This window comes from Bradyrhizobium sp. PUT101 (genome assembly GCF_052043945.1).
Classification (GTDB): Bacteria; Pseudomonadota; Alphaproteobacteria; order Rhizobiales; family Xanthobacteraceae; genus Bradyrhizobium.
The window spans coordinates 4,024,804-4,041,694 of the sequence record NZ_CP197207.1 but is presented as its reverse complement, the minus strand read 5'-3'; the positions used below and the strand labels follow the sequence as shown (position 1 = coordinate 4,041,694).

13 protein-coding genes are annotated in these 16,891 nt (G+C 64.1%); 5 read left to right on the top strand and 8 right to left on the bottom strand.

Annotated features, from left to right (window positions below; all coding sequences use genetic code 11):
• Positions 1 to 6: 6 nt before the first annotated feature.
• The 3 genes from ACSHT2_RS19615 to ACSHT2_RS19605 form a co-directional block, all read right to left on the bottom strand.
• Entirely contained in the window at positions 7 to 1,449 is a 1,443-nt protein-coding gene (locus ACSHT2_RS19615) for a sigma-54 interaction domain-containing protein (RefSeq protein WP_440635905.1), read from the bottom strand.
• Positions 1,450 to 1,671: 222 nt separating this feature from the next.
• Entirely contained in the window at positions 1,672 to 3,408 is a 1,737-nt protein-coding gene (locus ACSHT2_RS19610) for a putative bifunctional diguanylate cyclase/phosphodiesterase (RefSeq protein WP_440635904.1), read from the bottom strand.
• A gap of 318 nt (positions 3,409 to 3,726) precedes the next feature.
• On the bottom strand, positions 3,727 to 4,692 hold the full coding sequence (locus ACSHT2_RS19605) for a sensor histidine kinase (RefSeq protein ID WP_440635902.1): 966 nt from the start codon (positions 4,690 to 4,692) through the stop codon (positions 3,727 to 3,729).
• Positions 4,693 to 4,871: 179 nt separating this feature from the next.
• On the opposite strand from ACSHT2_RS19605, the gene ACSHT2_RS19600 reads away from it, so the two are divergent.
• The gene (locus tag ACSHT2_RS19600; RefSeq protein WP_440635900.1) at positions 4,872 to 5,711 is read left to right on the top strand and encodes an SDR family NAD(P)-dependent oxidoreductase; all 840 of its coding nucleotides are present in this window, start codon (positions 4,872 to 4,874) and stop codon (positions 5,709 to 5,711) included.
• Positions 5,712 to 5,848: 137 nt separating this feature from the next.
• Here ACSHT2_RS19600 and ACSHT2_RS19595 read toward each other — a convergent pair whose 3' ends face one another.
• Together ACSHT2_RS19595 and ACSHT2_RS19590 are read right to left on the bottom strand one after the other, a co-directional pair.
• Positions 5,849 to 7,225 (bottom strand): cytochrome P450, encoded by a 1,377-nt coding sequence (locus ACSHT2_RS19595; RefSeq protein ID WP_440635898.1) that lies wholly within the window; start codon positions 7,223 to 7,225, stop codon positions 5,849 to 5,851.
• Between the two features lie 187 nt (positions 7,226 to 7,412).
• Positions 7,413 to 8,654: an LLM class flavin-dependent oxidoreductase gene (locus tag ACSHT2_RS19590; protein WP_440635897.1), complete on the bottom strand. Its 1,242-nt coding sequence runs from the start codon at positions 8,652 to 8,654 to the stop codon at positions 7,413 to 7,415.
• Between the two features lie 274 nt (positions 8,655 to 8,928).
• On the opposite strand from ACSHT2_RS19590, the gene ACSHT2_RS19585 reads away from it, so the two are divergent.
• Both ACSHT2_RS19585 and ACSHT2_RS19580 read left to right on the top strand, forming a co-directional pair.
• Complete coding sequence (locus ACSHT2_RS19585) at positions 8,929 to 10,341, top strand: MFS transporter (RefSeq protein ID WP_440635895.1); 1,413 nt, start codon at positions 8,929 to 8,931, stop codon at positions 10,339 to 10,341.
• 141 nt (positions 10,342 to 10,482) lie between these two features.
• The gene (locus ACSHT2_RS19580) at positions 10,483 to 11,670 is read left to right on the top strand and encodes an extracellular catalytic domain type 1 short-chain-length polyhydroxyalkanoate depolymerase (RefSeq protein WP_440635893.1); all 1,188 of its coding nucleotides are present in this window, start codon (positions 10,483 to 10,485) and stop codon (positions 11,668 to 11,670) included.
• 59 nt (positions 11,671 to 11,729) lie between these two features.
• Here the strand turns inward: ACSHT2_RS19580 and ACSHT2_RS19575 are convergent, their stop codons facing one another.
• Complete coding sequence (locus ACSHT2_RS19575) at positions 11,730 to 12,410, bottom strand: MBL fold metallo-hydrolase (RefSeq protein ID WP_271527995.1); 681 nt, start codon at positions 12,408 to 12,410, stop codon at positions 11,730 to 11,732.
• A gap of 183 nt (positions 12,411 to 12,593) precedes the next feature.
• Between ACSHT2_RS19575 and ACSHT2_RS19570 the strand changes: the two genes are divergently transcribed.
• Positions 12,594 to 14,195, top strand: a complete 1,602-nt coding sequence (locus ACSHT2_RS19570; RefSeq protein WP_440635891.1) for an alpha-amylase family glycosyl hydrolase — start codon at positions 12,594 to 12,596, stop codon at positions 14,193 to 14,195.
• A 100-nt stretch (positions 14,196 to 14,295) separates the two neighbouring features.
• Positions 14,296 to 14,787 carry an MmcB family DNA repair protein gene (locus ACSHT2_RS19565; RefSeq protein ID WP_440635889.1) on the top strand — a complete coding sequence of 164 codons (492 nt, stop codon included), beginning with the start codon at positions 14,296 to 14,298 and terminating at the stop codon, positions 14,785 to 14,787.
• 74 nt (positions 14,788 to 14,861) lie between these two features.
• Here the strand turns inward: ACSHT2_RS19565 and ACSHT2_RS19560 are convergent, their stop codons facing one another.
• Positions 14,862 to 15,968: a c-type cytochrome gene (locus tag ACSHT2_RS19560; RefSeq protein WP_440635888.1), complete on the bottom strand. Its 1,107-nt coding sequence runs from the start codon at positions 15,966 to 15,968 to the stop codon at positions 14,862 to 14,864.
• 350 nt (positions 15,969 to 16,318) lie between these two features.
• Positions 16,319 to 16,873 carry an ActR/PrrA/RegA family redox response regulator transcription factor gene (locus ACSHT2_RS19555; protein ID WP_283811839.1) on the bottom strand — a complete coding sequence of 185 codons (555 nt, stop codon included), beginning with the start codon at positions 16,871 to 16,873 and terminating at the stop codon, positions 16,319 to 16,321.
• Positions 16,874 to 16,891 lie beyond the last annotated feature (18 nt).

Here is a 16,891-nt window from a genome sequence, read left to right as displayed (position 1 = left end):
CGAAACTCAGACGGCCGCCGGTCCCGTGGCGAGGCCAAACTTGGCGAGCTTCTTGTAGAAGGTCGCGCGCGAGATCCGCAGCATCCTGGCGGCTTCCGTGATCTGGCCGTTGCTGGCGGCGAGCGCCTGCTCCAGCATGTGTTTCTCGAACTCGGCCTCGGCTTCGGCGTAGGGCACCACCGCTCCGGCCGGGCGCGCGGGCGGTGCAAGCCTGACTTCGGTGTCGACGGGGAGGATGCGCGCGACATCCTCGCCGGTCAGCCGCCCGGAATCGCTGAGGATCAGCGCGCGCTCGAGGATGTTGCGGAGCTCGCGGACATTGCCCGGCCAGTCATAGCGTGCGAGCGCGGCGAGCGCGCTCGGCGTGATCTTCGCCTTGACGTAGTCGCCCGATCCGCTGATGTCGTCGAGCAGCCTGGCGCAGATGTCGGGGAGATCATCGAGGCAATGGCGCAGCGGCGGCAGCTCGATCGCGAGCACGTTGAGCCGATAATAAAGGTCGGGCCGAAACGCGCCGTCGCTGACGCGCTTGCGCAAATCAACATTGGTGGCGGCGATCACGCGCACGTCCACCTTCGAGATCTTGTCCGAGCCGAGCGGCTCGATCTCGCGCTCCTGGAGCACGCGCAGCAGCTTGGCCTGCAATTGCAGCGGCATCTCGCCGATCTCGTCGAGGAACAGCGTGCCGCCGTCGGCAATGCGGAATTTGCCCTCGCGCCCCCTGCGGTCGGCGCCGGTATAGGCGCCCGGCGCAGTGCCGAAGAACTCCGACTCGATCAGCGTGTCCGGGATGGCGGCGACGTTGACGCTGACGAACGGCTTCTCCGCGCGCGAGGAGGCGTTGTGAATCGCCTGCGCCAGCATTTCCTTTCCCGTTCCGGTCTCGCCGGTGAGCAGCACGGTGACGCTCTGCCGCGCTGCACGGCTTGCGAGCTCCTTGGCTTGCGCGATTCCCGGCGTCTTGCCGACGAAATCGGCGAAGGTGAAACGCGCCGCGCGGGAGTTGGACAATTGCCGCCGCGCCAGCCGCAGATCGCTCTCGAGCTGGGCGACGCGGGCGAGCAGCGGTTTCAGGCTTTCGAGATGATCATAGAGCACGAATCCGATCGCGCCGATCACCGTCCCGTTCTCGTCCTCGATCGGCATGCGGGTGACGACGAGCTGCTCGCCGCCGAGCTCCATGATGTCGAGCAGGATCGGCTCGCCGGTCTCGGCCACCTTCCGCATCAGGCTGTTCGGGATGACCTCCTCGATCGACCGGCCGATCGCCTCGGTCGGATGCTCAAGACCGAGCGCAGCGAGATATTTTTCGTTGACGTAGACGACGCGTCCGCCGCGATCGATCGCAATCGCACCTTCGCAGAGCTGTTCCAGCCGTTCGAACAGAGTCTCCATCGCGCGCGCACGGAGATAGACGGGATCGCTGATCGAGGAGGAAGGCGCAGACATGAGATGCCTCGGGGAGGTCCGCCTGTGTATTAGCAAAAGGCCAGCAATTTCAAAGGGGGAATTGCCTCCGCAAGGTGGACCACCCCTCGCTCTTCGTCATGCCCGCGAAGGCGGGGCATCCGGTATGCCGCGGCCTCTCGATTGGATAACGGCCTCTCCGGAATACTGGGTCGCCCGGTCAAGCCGGGCGACGACGGCGGTGTTTGTTGCGCGGCCGCCGACCTACCGCCGATACCCGCTCGCCCGCGAATAGCCCTGGCGGTTCTGCTGCATCGGGCGGCTCGCCACGCTGACCCGCGCCTCGCTGGAGACGGGCGTTGCGAGCTTCAGCTCCTCCAGGAAGATCGGCCGGGAGAAGTAGTAGCCCTGCGCGTAGCGGATCTTCGTTGCCGCATGGAGATAGGCGAGCTCCTCGTAGGATTCGATGCCTTCGGCGATCACCGTCATGCCAAGCGCTTCGCTCAGGGATTCGATCGCGCGCAGGATGCCCTGGCTGCGCGGACGCTTATGGATGTCGGTGATGAAGGAGCGATCGATCTTGATCTCGTCCGCGGTGATGTCGGCCAGCGCCGAAAGCGGGGAATAGCCGGTGCCGAAATCGTCGATGGAGATGCCGACGCCGAGCTTGCGGAACATCGGCAGGATCTCGGCCTGGAAATGATTCTTGGCGACGAAGGCGTCTTCCGTCACCTCGATCATGAAGCGCTGGGGAAAGCCGGTGTCGTCCAGCGCCTGCGCAAAGCTGCGCATGAATTCCGGATTGCCGGCCTGCTTGGCGGCGACGTTGATGCTGATGGTCGCTTCCGCGCCGAACGTGTCGTTGATCAGGTCGATCGATTTGACGATCTCGGCGAGCACGAGATGGGTCAGCTCGTCGATCAGCCCGAGCTCGCCGGCAAGATTGATGAACGAGCCGGGGGCCTGGATCACGCCTTCGTCGTCGCGCAGGCGGACCAGGGCCTCGATGCCCTTCACGGCCTGTGTGCGCATGTCGACCTTGGACTGGAAGGCGCAGCAGAAGCGCTTTTCCAGGATGGCGAGCCGCAGCGACTGCTCGACCTTCATCCGCGCCTGCGCCTCGCGCTCCATGCTGGTGTCGAAGAAGGCCGCCAGTCCCTTGCCGTTGTTCTTGATGCGGTACATCGCGATGTCGGCGTTCTGCCGCAGCATCTCGAAGCTGTTTCCGTGGTCGGGATAGAGGCTGATGCCGACCGAGGTCGATGCAAAGACTTCCGAATTGTCGATGAAGAACGGTGCAGTCAGCCGCTCCAGCGTCGATTGCATGAACTCGGCGACTTCCTCCTGGCTCTGGATTGGGGAGAGCAGCAGCAGGAATTCGTCGCCGGAGATGCGCGACAGCATGTCGGAATCGCGCAAGTCGCGCCCGAGCCGCCTCGACAGCTCGACCAGCAGCGCGTCTCCCACGGAGTGGCCGTAATAGTCGTTGATATGCTTGAAATTGTCGACGTCGAGAAAGGCCAGCGCGAAACGCTCGCCGCCACGATCTTTCGCGAGCAGATTATTGGCGTGATGCTCGATCACGCGTCGCGAGGGCAATCCGGTCAGCTCGTCGAAATAGGCCGAGCGGAACAGCTGGTCCTCGAAATTCTTCTGTTCGGTGATGTCGGAGGACGCCGAGATCAGGAGCTCGCGTCCGGCGAGGCGAACGGGACGATGGGTCGTGAGCAGCACCTGGCGCGCGCCGCCGACGTGAACCGCTTCCTCAGTCACAACCGCCTGGCCGGCGCTCAGTGCCTGCCGGCAGGCTTCGTGTCGCGGAGCCAGATCGGGTGAGGGACGGCTGCCGTCCATTCCGAGCTGGGCGGCGGCGGCGTCGTTGACCAGCAGAAGCTCGCCATGCGCATCCTGCACGGTGAGGCCGGCCGGCAGCATTCTAACGATTTCCTTGAGAAAGCTGAGCTCGGCTTCAGTCGCGCCGGAAAATTTATTATCGTTCATACAAGTCATGAATCTTGTTGTTTCGGCGCGCCTTTGCAATGGGCGCGATCTTGCGCAGTTCCCTCTTAAGTTTGGTTAAGGGGTCCGGAGAAATACGGGGGTGTTTTGGAGAAAACTTGCGACGATGCGACGCGCGCCGACGATCGTCATTAACAGAGGGTCAACGCGTCAAGTGAAACTGCGAGCGAAGGGCGTGGCTGCGCTTTCGCTTCTATCGAGTCCGGCTGCGTATGAGCCTTGGTTGAAACGGTGCGAGCCAGTCGACACCTCTCCCCGCTGGAGAGAGGTGCTCCGCGAGCAGAGCTAGTTCATCATTCTCTATTCGTTTCGCGGGATTCGGCACTGCATGATGCAATGCAGCCCGGTTTTCAGATACGAGATCTCGGTCCTGCCATCGAAGGCCGACAGTGCCGATTTCAGCAGCTTAGTGCCGAAGCCGGGCTCGGACACCTTGTCCACGCTCGGCCCCTCGGTTTCGTCCCAGGTGATGGTCAGGCGGTCGTCGCTGATGGTCCAGGACACCTGCAACAGGCCGCGCGGTGAAGAGAATGCGCCATACTTGCCCGCATTGGTGGCAAGCTCGTGAAACATCAATGACAGCGTGACCGCGAGCTTCGGCGGCAGGAACAACCGATCGCCATTGAGGGTGAAGCGGACATGGCCATAGGGGCCGAGCTCCGAGATCAGGAGGTCGCGGATATCGCAGCCCGCCTTGTCAATCCGCGAGATCAAATCGTCGGTTGCGGCCAGCGAGCGCAGCCGGGGATCGACCCGGGCCCAGACCTGCGGGTGGTCGTGCAGCACCTGGTGAAGCACGGCATGCACCGTCGACAGCTTGTTCTTCAGCCGGTGCTGGAGCTCCTCGACCAGCAGCTTGCGATACTCTTCTTCCTCGATCAGGCGTCTTGAGATCCGGCGCTGCTCGGCCAGCATGGTGCGATAGTGCTCGACACCCCAGATGGTTATTGCGCAGACGGCCCAGTAAAGCGCCAGCAGGGCAAACCGCGCGCGATCGGCAAAGGCATCGCCGAAATTCAGGACGACGCCGAGCACGCCCCCGATCAGCGCGGTGACCACGCCGATCCGGAATCCTCCCAGGGCAGCTGCAAAGAACACGGCCGGGAAGTACGGCGTGAAGTAGATGTCGGGGCGAACCTGAGCGAGCCCCCAGCGGACCAGGGTTGCGCCCAACAGGCAGATTGCCGCAAACGAGATGCTCAGACCGAGCGAGGGCGGCGCCGCGCCCTGCCAGCCCTTGCGGAACTCGTCGATCAGCTTCCCCATGCGCAGCCCGGTTGCGATATGCGTTCGAATATCGAGCGGCTAGTGAGAACGTTACCCATGCCGCCCGCACAAGCATAGCTTGCCTTGTCGGAAGCGGGCAGGGATAGTGGCCGCTCCGGCGACGGCGGCGGCCGACATTCGCCATTTGGCATCAAATCGCTCGAAAACAGGAACATTCCATGGGCAGGCTGGACGGCAAGGTTGCGGTGATCACGGGGGCGACAAGCGGGATTGGATTGCGCACTGCGGAAGTCTTCGTTGCCGAAGGTGCCAAAATTGTGATCGCGGGCCGGCGCGTACCGGAAGGCGAGGCACTGGCGAAGCAACTCGGGGCCAATTGCATCTTCCGCCAGACCGACGTCACGGTCGAAGCGCAGATGCAGGCGCTGATCGCGCTCGCGGTCGACAAATTCGGCAGGATCGATTGCCTGTTCAACAATGCCGGCGGGCCGGCGCAGACCGGCGGCATCGAGGGCCTCGAGGCCGAGCGGTTCGACGCGGCGATGGCGACGCTGGTGCGCAGCGTCATGCTCGGCATGAAGCATGCCGCGCCCTACATGAAGAAGCAGGGGGCGGGCAGCATCATCAACAATGGCAGCATCGCCGGCCGCCTCGCCGGCTTCTCGTCGTCGATGGTCTATAGCGCGGCCAAGGCGGCGGTGATCCATCTCACCAAATGCGTGGCGATGGAGCTCGGCGAATCCAACGTCCGCGTCAACTCGATCTCGCCCGGCGCGATCGCAACAGGCATCTTCGGCAAGGCGCTGGGGCTCTCGACCGACGCTGCGGAGAAGACGCCGGCGGTGATGCGCGAGGTCTACAAGACCGCGCAGCCGATTCCGCGTGCCGGCCTTCCCGATGACATCGCCCATGCCGCGGTGTTCCTGGCCAGCGACGAATCCAGCTTCGTCAACGGCCACGACCTCGTCGTCGACGGTGCCATCACCGGCGGCCGCAACTGGAGCCAGCAGCAGCAGGGCTACGTGGCGCTGCGCAAGGCGTTCGATCAGGGGGCGTAGTGGCGCTCACGTGCCCCGGACGCGGTGCGGCGCGAGGTGCCGCTCTGCAGAGCCAGGGCCCATCCATCCGCAGCTTACCCCCTGGCTTTCTGGGTCCCGGCTCGCGCTTCGCGCGTCCGGGACACGAAAGTTGAGCGCTAAGCCGCCCGCACCCGCACTTTCAATCCATCCCGCGGCTTCGGGATCGGCCACATCTGCCAGTCCGGCTTGTAGCCGGGCGCGAGCGACACCTCGATGTTCTGCAGAAAGTGCCGCGCGAAACATTTCGCCTGCATATAGGCGAAGTGCAGACCGAGGCACATATGCGCGCCGCCGCCGAACGGCACAAAGGCGAAGCGGTGGCGGTTGCGCTGCGCTTCCTCGGTGAAGCGGAGCGGATCGAAGCGATCCGGCTCCGGCCAGATGTCCTTCATGTGGTGCGTATAGAGCGGATTGATGCCGACGGCGGTGCCGGCGGGGATCGCAAAGCCCTTGAAGCTGAAATCGCGCATCGCGCGGCGCGGCATCGACGGCACCGGCGGCCTGATCCGCAGCGCTTCCTTGAAAGCCATCTCCGACAGCGGCATCTTTTCGAGATCGTCGAAGCTGCTCGGCGCCCCCGGGGCAAGCCCGAGCGCGAGCACCTCCGCGCGCAGCCGGTCCTGCCAGTCCGGATTGGCGGCGAGCTCGCCGATGAAGGAGGTCAGCGACGAGGTCAGCGTGTCGTGCGCCGCCATCATCAGGAAGCTCATGTGGTCGATGATGTCCTGCTCCGAGAGCAGCGCGCCGTTCTCATGGGTGGCGCGGCAGAGCTGCGAGAACAGATCGTCGCCGCCATGATTGCCGCGGCGGAGCGGAATCTGCTCGCGGAAATAGGCGACGATGCGCTTGCGTCCCTTCACCCCTCGCGCCATCTGGGTGCCGGGCAGGGGGCGGCGGACCGGCGAGACGGAGGCGGCCACCATATCGACGAAGGCGCGGTTGATCTCGTCGACCTCAGGCCCGATATCGGCGCCGAGGAACGAGGCCGCAGCAAGATCGAGCGTGAGCTGCTTCATCGCCGGATAGAGCTGCATCTCGCCGGGCTTTGCCTTCCATTGCGCGACGCGCGCAGAAATGCCGCGGTCGAGATCGCCGAGATAGGACTTCATCGGCCCGGACTTGAACGCGACCGACAGCGCCTTGCGATGCAGGCGATGCTCGTCGAAATCGAGCAGCATCAATCCGCGCGGAAACAGCAGGCCCAGAACCTTGTTCCAGCCGTGCGTCGAGGAGAACAGCTTCTGCTGGTCGAACAGCACGAGCTCGTTGGCCTCGGGCCCGAGCAGCACGACGTTGGTCTCGCCGAAAAAATGCGTACGGTAGACCAGGCCGTATTTGGCGCCGTTCGCTTCGATATGGCCCTTCGGGTCGGCGAGCACCTGAAACGTCTTGCCGATGATCGGCCAGCCTTCGTCGCCGGGAATGTGGGTCAGCTCATTGCGTCTCGGCGGGGTGAACTGAAGTGCAGGGGCGGCCACATTCTGCATCGACATGACGATTGCTCCGGTTGGCTGACCAAACAGGCGCGCGATCGCGCTCGACTGAGAGACAGCATAGCACGATTTGACGAGAATGATGTGGCGGCTCTCACGTGCAAAAAAGCGCCGCGGGGCGCGCGATTCACCTCTCCCGTAGGGAGAGGTGAATCCAGCCAACCGCTCGCACCGACTTTACATCGCTTCAAGCCTGCCGCTTCGCGGCTTCCTTCTGCAGATCGGGGGCGTTGACGGCGGGAATGGCGACGCGGCCGGGGCCGGTGACCTTCAGCGCCTCGGCGGCCTTCTCGTTCTCCATGATCTTGGCCATTACGGCCTGTCCCGCACGCTCGAAGATCGCGCGGTTCTCGATCACGAATTTTTGCGATTTGCGAAGGCCGTCGATATAGCCGTTGATCTCGGGCACCACGTAGCGCGCCACCATGTCCCAGCTCCGCCGCGTCGCTTCCGGATTGGCCCAGTCGTGCACGAAGCCGATGATGGCGCCGACGCCGCCGGAGACCTGCATCACGTTCTTGATGGTTTTGACGAGATCGTCGGGCGTGCCGATGGTGGACGCGGCGCCCTCGACGAAGGCGGTCTTGTCGACGGCCTCGTCGGGCGAGGAGAATGCGGTGAGGCCCGGCCGCTGCAACGTGCCGACATTATATTCGTTGTGCCAGCGCATCAGCCCGGCGCCCGCTTCGCGGCGTGCCTGCTCGCGGGTCTCCGCGATGTGGAAGGTCAGCAGCACGCGCCAGTCGGCACGGTTCACGGTGGTGCCGTGCTTCCTGGCGGCATCCTCGGCGAACTGCCATTGCTGCTGCAGCGACATCAGGCCCTGCGTCGTCATCGAGCCTAGCGAGATGATGCCGATGCCGTATTTGCCGGCGAGCGTCATGCCGGAGGGCGAGATCTGCGAGGCCACCACGAACGGCATCTCCTCCTGCAAGGGCAGGATCTGCAGCGCGGCGTCGTTCATCGTGAACCAGTCGCTCTTCGCGGTGACGCGCTCGCCGTTGAAGAGGCGGCGGATGACGCCGATCGCCTCGTCCTGGCGGTCGCGCTGCGTCATCGGATCGATGCCGAGCGTGTGCGCATCCGACGCCAGCGCGCCCGGTCCGGAACCGAAGATGGCGCGGCCGCCGGTCATGTGGTCGAGCTGCACCATGCGCTGGGCGACGTTGAAGGGATGATGATAGGGCAGTGACACCACGCCGGTGCCGAGCTTGATCCGCTTGGTGCGCTCGCCGGCTGCGGCCAGGAACATCTCGGGCGAGGCGATCATCTCCCAGCCGGACGAATGATGCTCGCCGCACCAGAACTCGTCATAGCCGAGCGCATCCAGCTGCTCGACGAGGTCGAGATCCCGCCGGAACTGGAGCATCGGATGCTCCCCGATCGGGTGATGCGGGGCAAGGAAGGCTCCGAACTTCAGGCGCGCCATGGCGGTCTCTCCGGCTTTGATTTTCTGTTTGTTGAGAGGGTCAGGCTACGTGCCTGATGGCACGAAGGCAATCGCACGATGTCCCGTGTTGCGGAATGCAGGCATGCGTGTGACTTCTTCCTGCTCTCATTCTTGCGTGCAGGCGCTCCGCACCGCCATGGCCGGGCTTTCCCCTCCGCCAGTGGCAAAGAGCACGCGAATCCTACCTGTGAGGTAATCGCGACACCGTACGCGATCTGAAATCATCGGGCCGCGAGTCCATATCCGTGCGCCAATGCATCAAATCGTCACAAAGCAAATCGATTCGTCTCGTCGTTGGTGGGTGCTGGCCATCGTCGTGGCCGCCCAGTTCATGTTCGGGGTCGACGCCTTCGTGGTCAACGTCGCCATTCCCACCATTGCGGTCGAGCTGAAGGCCTCGCCGGCCCAGATCGAATCCATCATCGCGATCTACCTGATCGCCTATGCCACGCTGGTCGTGACCGGCGGCCGGCTCGGCGACATCCACGGCACGAAGGGCGTGTTCCTGGCCGGCCTGCTCGGCTTCACCTTGACGTCGCTCTGGTGCGGCCTCTCGCAATCTGGGGCGGAACTGATCCTCGCGCGGCTGGCGCAGGGCGCGACCGCGGCGTTGATGGTCCCCCAGGTGCTGGCGACGCTGCATCTCTTGTTCACCGATGGCCAGCGCAACCGTGCCTTCGCCATTTACGGCGTCGTGCTCGGGCTTGCGGGCGCCGCAGGCTTCCTGCTCGGCGGTCTTCTGGTCACAATCGACCTTGCCGGCGCTGGTTGGCGCTCGGTGTTCTTCGTCAACGTGCCGTTTGGCCTCGTCATCGCGGCCGCCGCCTGGCGCATCATGCCATCGACATCGCGGCGGGTCGGTACAAGGCTCGACATCAAGGGCAGCGTGGTGCTGTTCGCGGGGCTGGTGTGCCTGATCGGCCCGCTGCTGTTCGGTCACGATGTCGGCTGGGCGCCGTGGCTGTGGGTGGTGATGGGAAGCGGCGGCGTGATCCTCGCCGCGTTCCTGAAGCTGGAGCAGGCGGTCGCACGCGCCGGCGGCATGCCGCTGATCGATCTCACGCTGCTGGCGGACGCCGGTTTCCTGCGCGGCCTCGGCGCCGCCTTCTTTTTCTTCCTCGCCAATCTCTCGTTCTATCTGGTGATGACGCTGTTCATGCAGCGGGGCCTCAAGATCGCGCCGCTCGCGGCCGGCATGGCCTTCATTCCGCTCGCGCTCGCCTTCGTCGTGGCCTCGCGCCACAGCGGGGTGCGGGCGCGCCATCGCGGCACCAGGGTTTTGCTCGAAGGCTGCGCGCTTCAGGTCGTCGGCCTCGCCGCACTCGCGCTTGTTGCGGGCTGTGTCGATGCGCCGTCGCCGCTGCTGCTCGCGTTCACCATGATCATCTTCGGCTATGGTCAAGGATTGGTGATGGCGCCGCTCTCGGGCGCGGTGCTCTCGACGGTGAAGCCTGTCGCCGCAGGCTCGGCCTCCGGCATCTACGGCACCACGGCGCAGATCGGAAATGCGGCCGGAGTGGCCGCAATCGGTGCGGTATTCTTCGCGGTCGAAGCCTTGCAATCAGCGCGCGCAGGATTCCTCGTGTCGCTCGTGCTGTTTGTGACATTGATCATGATCTGCGCCGCATTTCTGGCGTGGATGCGCCGTGCATCGGCACGAAGTTGAGGCAATGCGGTTAATACGTGCCAATTTCAGCGGGATTTCCCGCGATTTTCGCTGGATTGACAGCGCACGGTCTTTTTATTTTGCAATGCAGCAACTATCTGGTTGGGCTGGACGTTGAACGTCGCCCACCAGGAAGTTGCCGTGTCATTAGCCAAGAATATCGATCTCTTGAGACGTCTGCCGAGGCTGGACGGATTGCGCTTTGCCGAGTTCGGCCGCAGCGCTGTTTCATCGAGCCCCCTGGAGGAGGTTGTTGGCTTCGGCGACAATCCCGGAGCCTTGCGCATGTTCACGTTCGTGCCGGAGCAATTGCAGAAGCCGCGCGCGCTCGTCGTCGTGCTGCATGGCTGCGGACAGACGGCAGCCGGTTACGATCTCGGCGCGGGCTGGTCGACACTGGCAAGGCATTATGGCTTCGCGCTGCTGATGCCCGAGCAGCAGCGCGTCAACAACGGCAACACCTGCTTCAACTGGTTCAATCCGGAAGATACGGTGCGCGGCAGCGGCGAGGCGCATTCGATCCGCGAGATGATCGCGCACATGGCCGAGGCGCACCGCATCAATCACAGGCGCGTCTTCATCACCGGCCTGTCGGCCGGCGGCGGCATGACGTCGGTGATGCTTGCGACCTATCCGGAAGTCTTCGCGGCCGGCGCGGTCATTGCCGGATTGCCCTATGGCATCGCCTCGAATTTGCGCGAGGCGCTCGAAGGCATGTTTCATTCCCCAGCGCGTCCCGCGCGCGAGCTCGGCGATCTCGTGCGCAGCGCCTCTGATCATGGCGGGCCCTGGCCGAAGGTCTCCGTCTGGCACGGCAGCGCCGACCGCACCGTCAATCCCGGCAACGCCAACGAGATCGTCAAGCAATGGCTCGACCTGCACGACCTGCCTGACGCGCCGATGGCGGAGACCAATGTCGATGGCTATCCGCGCCAGGCCTGGTGGAACAAGGACGGCGAGACGCTGGTCGAATCCTTCGCCATCACCGATATGGCGCATGGCACGCCGCTTGGGATAGCCGACAACGATCAGCGCTACGGCGTCGAAGGCGCATTCCTGATCGAGGCCGGCATTTCCTCGTCCTACCACATCGCAAAGTTCTTCGGCCTCACCGGCTGGATTCCGGACGCCGCGACGAAGAAGGCGGAAGCCAAGCCTGCGACCAAGCCTGAAACGAAGCCGGCGCTGTCGCCCGCGCCGCATCTCGCCCGCTCGATCCGTGCAGCGGTTGCCGAAGAGCCGGCGGAGCCGCAGCGCGAGAACGCTCGCGGCTTCGATCTCGGCCAGATCATCACGCGCGCGCTCACGGCCGCGGGATTGATGAAGTAGCTCCCGCCATTTCTCCCGGATCAGCGCTGACGCTTGTCCGGAGCGACAGCGGAGCTCTGCTACATCTCGCCGGTGATGAACGGATTGGTCATCCGCTCCTGGCCGATGCTCGAGCCTGCGCCATGGCCGCAGATGAAGCCGACATCGTCGCCAAGCGGCAGCAGTTTTGTCTTGATGGAATTGATCAGCGTGGCGTGGCTGCCGCCGGGCAGATCGGTGCGTCCGACCGAGCCCGCGAACAGGACGTCGCCGACATGGGCAAAACGTAACGCCTTGTTGAAGAACGCCACGCTGCCGGGCGAATGGCCGGGGCAGTGAAGGATGTCGAACGACAGTTCGCCGATCGACACGGTGTCGCCTTCGTCGAGCCAGCGGTCCGGCGCGAAATCGCGCACGCCGGTCATGCCGAACCGAGCGCCGCTTGCGACGACATTGTCGAGCAGGAACTTGTCCGCGACATGCGGGCCCTCGATCGGTACCTTCAGCGCCTCGCGCAGCTCGGCCGCGCCGCCGACATGATCGATATGGCCGTGGGTCAGCCAGATCTTCTCCACGGTGACGCCGGTCTGCTTGATCGCGTCCAGAATCTTCGGCACGTCCCCGCCGGGATCGATCACGACGGCTTTCTTGCCGGGCTCGTCCCAGATGATGGTGCAGTTCTGCTCGAACAGCGTCACGGGAACGATGATCGCGCCCGCCTTGGGTGGCGAGGAGTCCTGGGTGTCAGTTTGCTCGGTCATGGCGCCACAATGCCGATTTTTGTCAGTCCGCCAAGCAAAAGATTCGCAAAAGATTCGGACGAGAGGTTCGGGAACAGCCGCGGCCCCTGTCACACGGCCGTCCCAATTGGCCTGCCAATTTGAACCGGGGCGATGCTGTCGCGTTCTCCCGCGCAAAGGCGCAGATTTTGGGTGGTCTTCGGCATGGCTCAAGGCAACGAGAATTGGTGGCGCGACGGCATCTTCTATCAGATCTATCCGCGCTCGTTTCAGGACTCCGACGGCGACGGCGTCGGCGATCTCGCCGGCATCCTCAGGCGGCTGCCTTACGTCAAATCGCTCGGCGTCGACGCGATCTGGCTGTCGCCGATCTTTCCCTCGCCGATGGCGGATTTCGGCTACGACATCTCGGATTATGTCGGCATCGAGCCGCTGTTCGGCACGATGGCCGATTTCGACGCGCTGCTCGCGGCTGCCCATGACAACGGCCTGAAGCTGATCCTCGATCTCGTGCCGAACCATACCTCGGACCAGCATCCCTGGTTCGTCGAGAGCCGGTCGTCGCGCGACAATCCCAAGCGCGACTGGTACGTCTGGCGCGATCCGGCAGCCGATGGCGGCGTGCCCAACAACTGGCTGTCCGAGTTCGGCGGCAGCGCGTGGCAATTCGACGAGACCACGGGCCAATATTACTACCACGCCTTCCTCGCCCAGCAGCCGGACCTGAACTGGCGCAATCCGGACGTCCGCGCCGCGATCTACGACGTGATGCGGTTCTGGCTCGACAAGGGTGTCGACGGCTTTCGTGTCGACGTGATCTGGCACCTGATCAAGGACGCCGAATTCCGCGACAACCCGCCGAGCCCGCACTATGTCGAGGGCCGGCCGCCGAACGAAAGGATCCTGACGCAATACTCGACCGACCAGCCGGAAGTGCATGACGTGATCGCCGAGATGCGGCGCGTCATCGATTCCTACGGCGCCCGCGTCTTGATCGGCGAGATCTATCTGCCGCTGCACCGCCTCATGGCCTATTACGGCAACGATCTCACCGGCGCGCAGATGCCATTCAATTTCGCGCTGCTCTCGACGTTCTGGAGCGCACGCTCGATCGAGAAGATCATCGAGGATTACGAGAAGGCGCTGCCGAAGGGCGCCTGGCCGAACTGGGTACTCGGCAATCACGATCGGCCGCGCGTGGCGAGCCGCGTCGGTCCCGAGCAGGCCCGCGTCGCGGCCATGCTGCTGCTGACACTGCGCGGCACGCCGACGCTTTATTACGGCGACGAGATCGGCATGCACCAGCTCGCGATCGCGCCGGAGGACGTGCGCGATCCCTTCGAGAAGAACGTGCCCGGCATCGGCGTCGGCCGCGACGGCTGCCGCACGCCGATGCAATGGGATTCGTCGAGCTTCTCCGGTTTTTCGCAGGTGAGGCCGTGGCTTCCGCTGCCGGAGGATCATATCCGCGAGAATGTCGCCAATCTCGAAGCCGATCCGCGCTCGATCCTCAATCTCTACAAGCGCCTGATCGCCCTGCGGAGGAACTGTCCCCCGTTGATCGTGGGCGACTATCATCCGATCTCGGCGCAAGGCGATCTCCTGATCTACCGCCGCGACGCCGGCGGCAGGTCGATCATCGTGGCGCTCAATCTCGGGCCCGAGCCGGTCGCTGTGACCACCAGCGCGATCCGATTCGGCAGCGAGATATTGCTGTCGACGTTTCTGGATCGCGAAGGTGAGGGGATCGAAGGCGTGCTGGATTTGCGCGGCAACGAAGGCGTGGTGGTGGCGCCGCCCGCCTGACTGTCGTCCCCGCAAACGCGGCACGGCAGTGGAAAATGCGGCCGCGGCTTACCTCTATCGGGCCGTGTGCACACGACCGGAATCGGCTATCCTCCCCCCAATGGACAACACCGCCCGCAACATCGCGCTTGTGCCGCCGCCGGATCGCCGCCAGTCGGAGACGGCGCTCGCGGTCGCGCGCGGCACGGCGCGGCTCTTGCGCTCGCTCGGGTTCTCCTGCATCAGCGAATTGCCGCTGCCGTCGGGCCGGCGCGCCGATCTCGTGGCGCTGAACGAGCGCGGCGAGATCTGGATCGTCGAGATCAAGTCGTCGGTGGAGGATCTGCGCGCCGACCAGAAATGGCACGAATACCGCGCCCATTGCGATCGGCTGTTCTTCGCCTTCACGCAGGACCTGCCGTGCGAGATCTTTCCTGATGATACCGGCCTGATCATCGCCGACGCCTATGGCGCCCACATGCATTGCGAAGCGCCCGAGCACAAATTGCCAGCACCGACGCGCAAACAGATGACCGTGCGCTTTGCAATGGCGGCAGCCTTGCGGATCAACCGGCTGGTCGACCCGCAGGGCCACGCGGATTTCTGGGAATAGGCGCGGGCCGAGCGAGGCGCGGCGTGATCCGGAGTCCTCGTGATGCGAGGGTGCCGCTTTTCCTTCCGCCGGGACTACTTTTTGGCGTGCGCCGCCCGGATCGGACCGAAAGGTCCGTACATGTGCTGCTGCTGATCGAAACCATCAGCGTACGGTCCGTAGGGCGCATCGACCGGCTTCTTCGAAAGGTCTGGATAGTCCTTGTCGAGACCGGCCTTTCTCGGACGCGGTTGAGAGATCATATAAGCAGCCACATCCCATGCCTGCTCGACCGTGAGCTGCGGATCCAGGTAGTCCGTCCCGTGCGGCATGTTGAAGTGCACGAAGTTCGCCGCGGTAATCAACCGCGCCATGCCGGCGCCATCATTGAAACTATCCGGGCCCCAGAGCGGCGGCACCATGTAGCCGAGATCGACGCTCGGCACGCTGCGGCGTATTCCCGAGCCGTCCTCATTGTGACAGGAAAGACAAGCCTTCGCGTAGATCGCCTTGCCGCGAACCGGGTCGGCCGCCCGATCGAGCTCAGGCATCGATCCGGTGCCGAGTCCTGACAATACCTTGCCGGCTGGCACGCCGGACGACAGGAATTTGATGTAGGCCACGATGGCTTGCATTTCCGGACTGTCGAGTGGCAGCGCGCGGCCATTCATGCTGCGCGTCATGCACGAGTTCACACGGTCCTCGATCGTGATCTCGGCGCCGAGCCGGGCGCTGTATTGCGGGAAGAGCTCGACCAATCCAAAGATCGGCAAGCCGAATTTTTTCGTACCGGCTTCGAGATGGCAGTTGCTGCAGGCGAGATTGTTGCCGGCATAACGCTTGGCTGGATCCGGCACCTCCGGCCCGACATGGGCGTAGGTCGCAGTGATGAGGTCGCGCCCGCGCCGCACGAGCCGGCCATGGGCGTCATCAGGCAGCGCGCCGACTTCCGGTACCGTCCAGACTGGAGGGGAGATCTGCTGCGCGTGCCCCGCGGCTGGCGCGGCTACGGCGATGACAGCGACGGCAACCGCGCGCACCGTCCAGAAGCAAAGCAATGCAAGAAGCGGCATGGGGTGAACCATCGATCTCTCGACAACAGGTTGAACATTCGACGCGTCAGGTCGGCACCATGATCCGCCGTCCGAGGTTAACGTCGGGTTCAGCGATCTCGCGACGCCGACACTCGGCTTTGCCGACACGGCGCTGGGACATCAGGCCGGGCACGGCTTGCGACCGACTCCAGGCATGTTGGGCTATGGGAGCGCGCCCTTAAAGCGCGATGAGATCAGGACGAATCGTGATCGCACTTCAGGTTATTGTTTGAGCATGATCTTTTGGGAAAACCGCTGCGCACTTTCCGGATCATGCCTTGGAGCTGCGAAGTCCGTCAGTCAATCTGCCTGAGCGGCTGACCCGGCTTCCGCTGCCGCCGATTCCCATCGCGGAAATGGGTCATCCCGGGTCAAAACGGCAACACTTTACCACGCGAAGCATCTCCGCCTCAGCCTCAAAGGCCGGAGATCTGCGTTTTCTTGAGTGAACGCCGAGACTACCTCGGCGCGCGCTTGGCCAGAATGCGCTGCAGCGTGCGGCGGTGCATGTTGAGCCGGCGCGCCGTCTCGGAGACGTTGCGATTGCACATCTCGTAGATGCGCTGGATGTGCTCCCAGCGCACGCGGTCGGCGGACATCGGGTTCGCCGGCAGCTCGGACTTCTCGGAGCTTGTCGAGAGCAGTGCCGCGACGACGTCGTCGGCATCCGCGGGTTTGGAGAGATAATCGATCGCGCCCATCTTCACCGCGGTGACGGCGGTGGCGATGTTGCCATAGCCGGTCAGCACGATCGCGCGTGCATCGGGACGCTTCTTCTTCAGCGCCGAGACGACGTCAAGGCCATTGCCGTCGCCGAGCCGCAAATCCACCACCGCGAATGCCGGCGCCGACTTGCCGATCTGCGCAAGTCCGTCCGAGACGGTGTCGCACGATGTCACCGAGAAGCCCCGCGTCTCCATGGCGCGCGACAGCCGCTCCAGAAACGGCTTGTCGTCTTCCACGATGAGAAGCGAGCGGTCGCTCTGTTCGTTCAGTTCGGCAATGGCGTTCAAGGTTTTGTCCTCTCTCCA

Excerpts from the sequence above, each read along its gene's own strand:
- ACSHT2_RS19615 (WP_440635905.1), bottom strand. The coding sequence starts at position 1,449 with ATGTCTGCGCCTTCCTCCTCGATCAGCGATCCCGTCTATCTCCGTGCG.
- ACSHT2_RS19610 (WP_440635904.1), bottom strand. The coding sequence starts at position 3,408 with ATGAACGATAATAAATTTTCCGGCGCGACTGAAGCCGAGCTCAGCTTT.
- ACSHT2_RS19605 (WP_440635902.1), bottom strand. The coding sequence starts at position 4,692 with ATGGGGAAGCTGATCGACGAGTTCCGCAAGGGCTGGCAGGGCGCGGCG.
- ACSHT2_RS19600 (WP_440635900.1), top strand. The coding sequence starts at position 4,872 with ATGGGCAGGCTGGACGGCAAGGTTGCGGTGATCACGGGGGCGACAAGC.
- ACSHT2_RS19595 (WP_440635898.1), bottom strand. The coding sequence starts at position 7,225 with ATGTCGATGCAGAATGTGGCCGCCCCTGCACTTCAGTTCACCCCGCCG.
- ACSHT2_RS19590 (WP_440635897.1), bottom strand. The coding sequence starts at position 8,654 with ATGGCGCGCCTGAAGTTCGGAGCCTTCCTTGCCCCGCATCACCCGATC.
- ACSHT2_RS19585 (WP_440635895.1), top strand. The coding sequence starts at position 8,929 with ATGCATCAAATCGTCACAAAGCAAATCGATTCGTCTCGTCGTTGGTGG.
- ACSHT2_RS19575 (WP_271527995.1), bottom strand. The coding sequence starts at position 12,410 with ATGACCGAGCAAACTGACACCCAGGACTCCTCGCCACCCAAGGCGGGC.
- ACSHT2_RS19570 (WP_440635891.1), top strand. The coding sequence starts at position 12,594 with ATGGCTCAAGGCAACGAGAATTGGTGGCGCGACGGCATCTTCTATCAG.
- ACSHT2_RS19565 (WP_440635889.1), top strand. The coding sequence starts at position 14,296 with ATGGACAACACCGCCCGCAACATCGCGCTTGTGCCGCCGCCGGATCGC.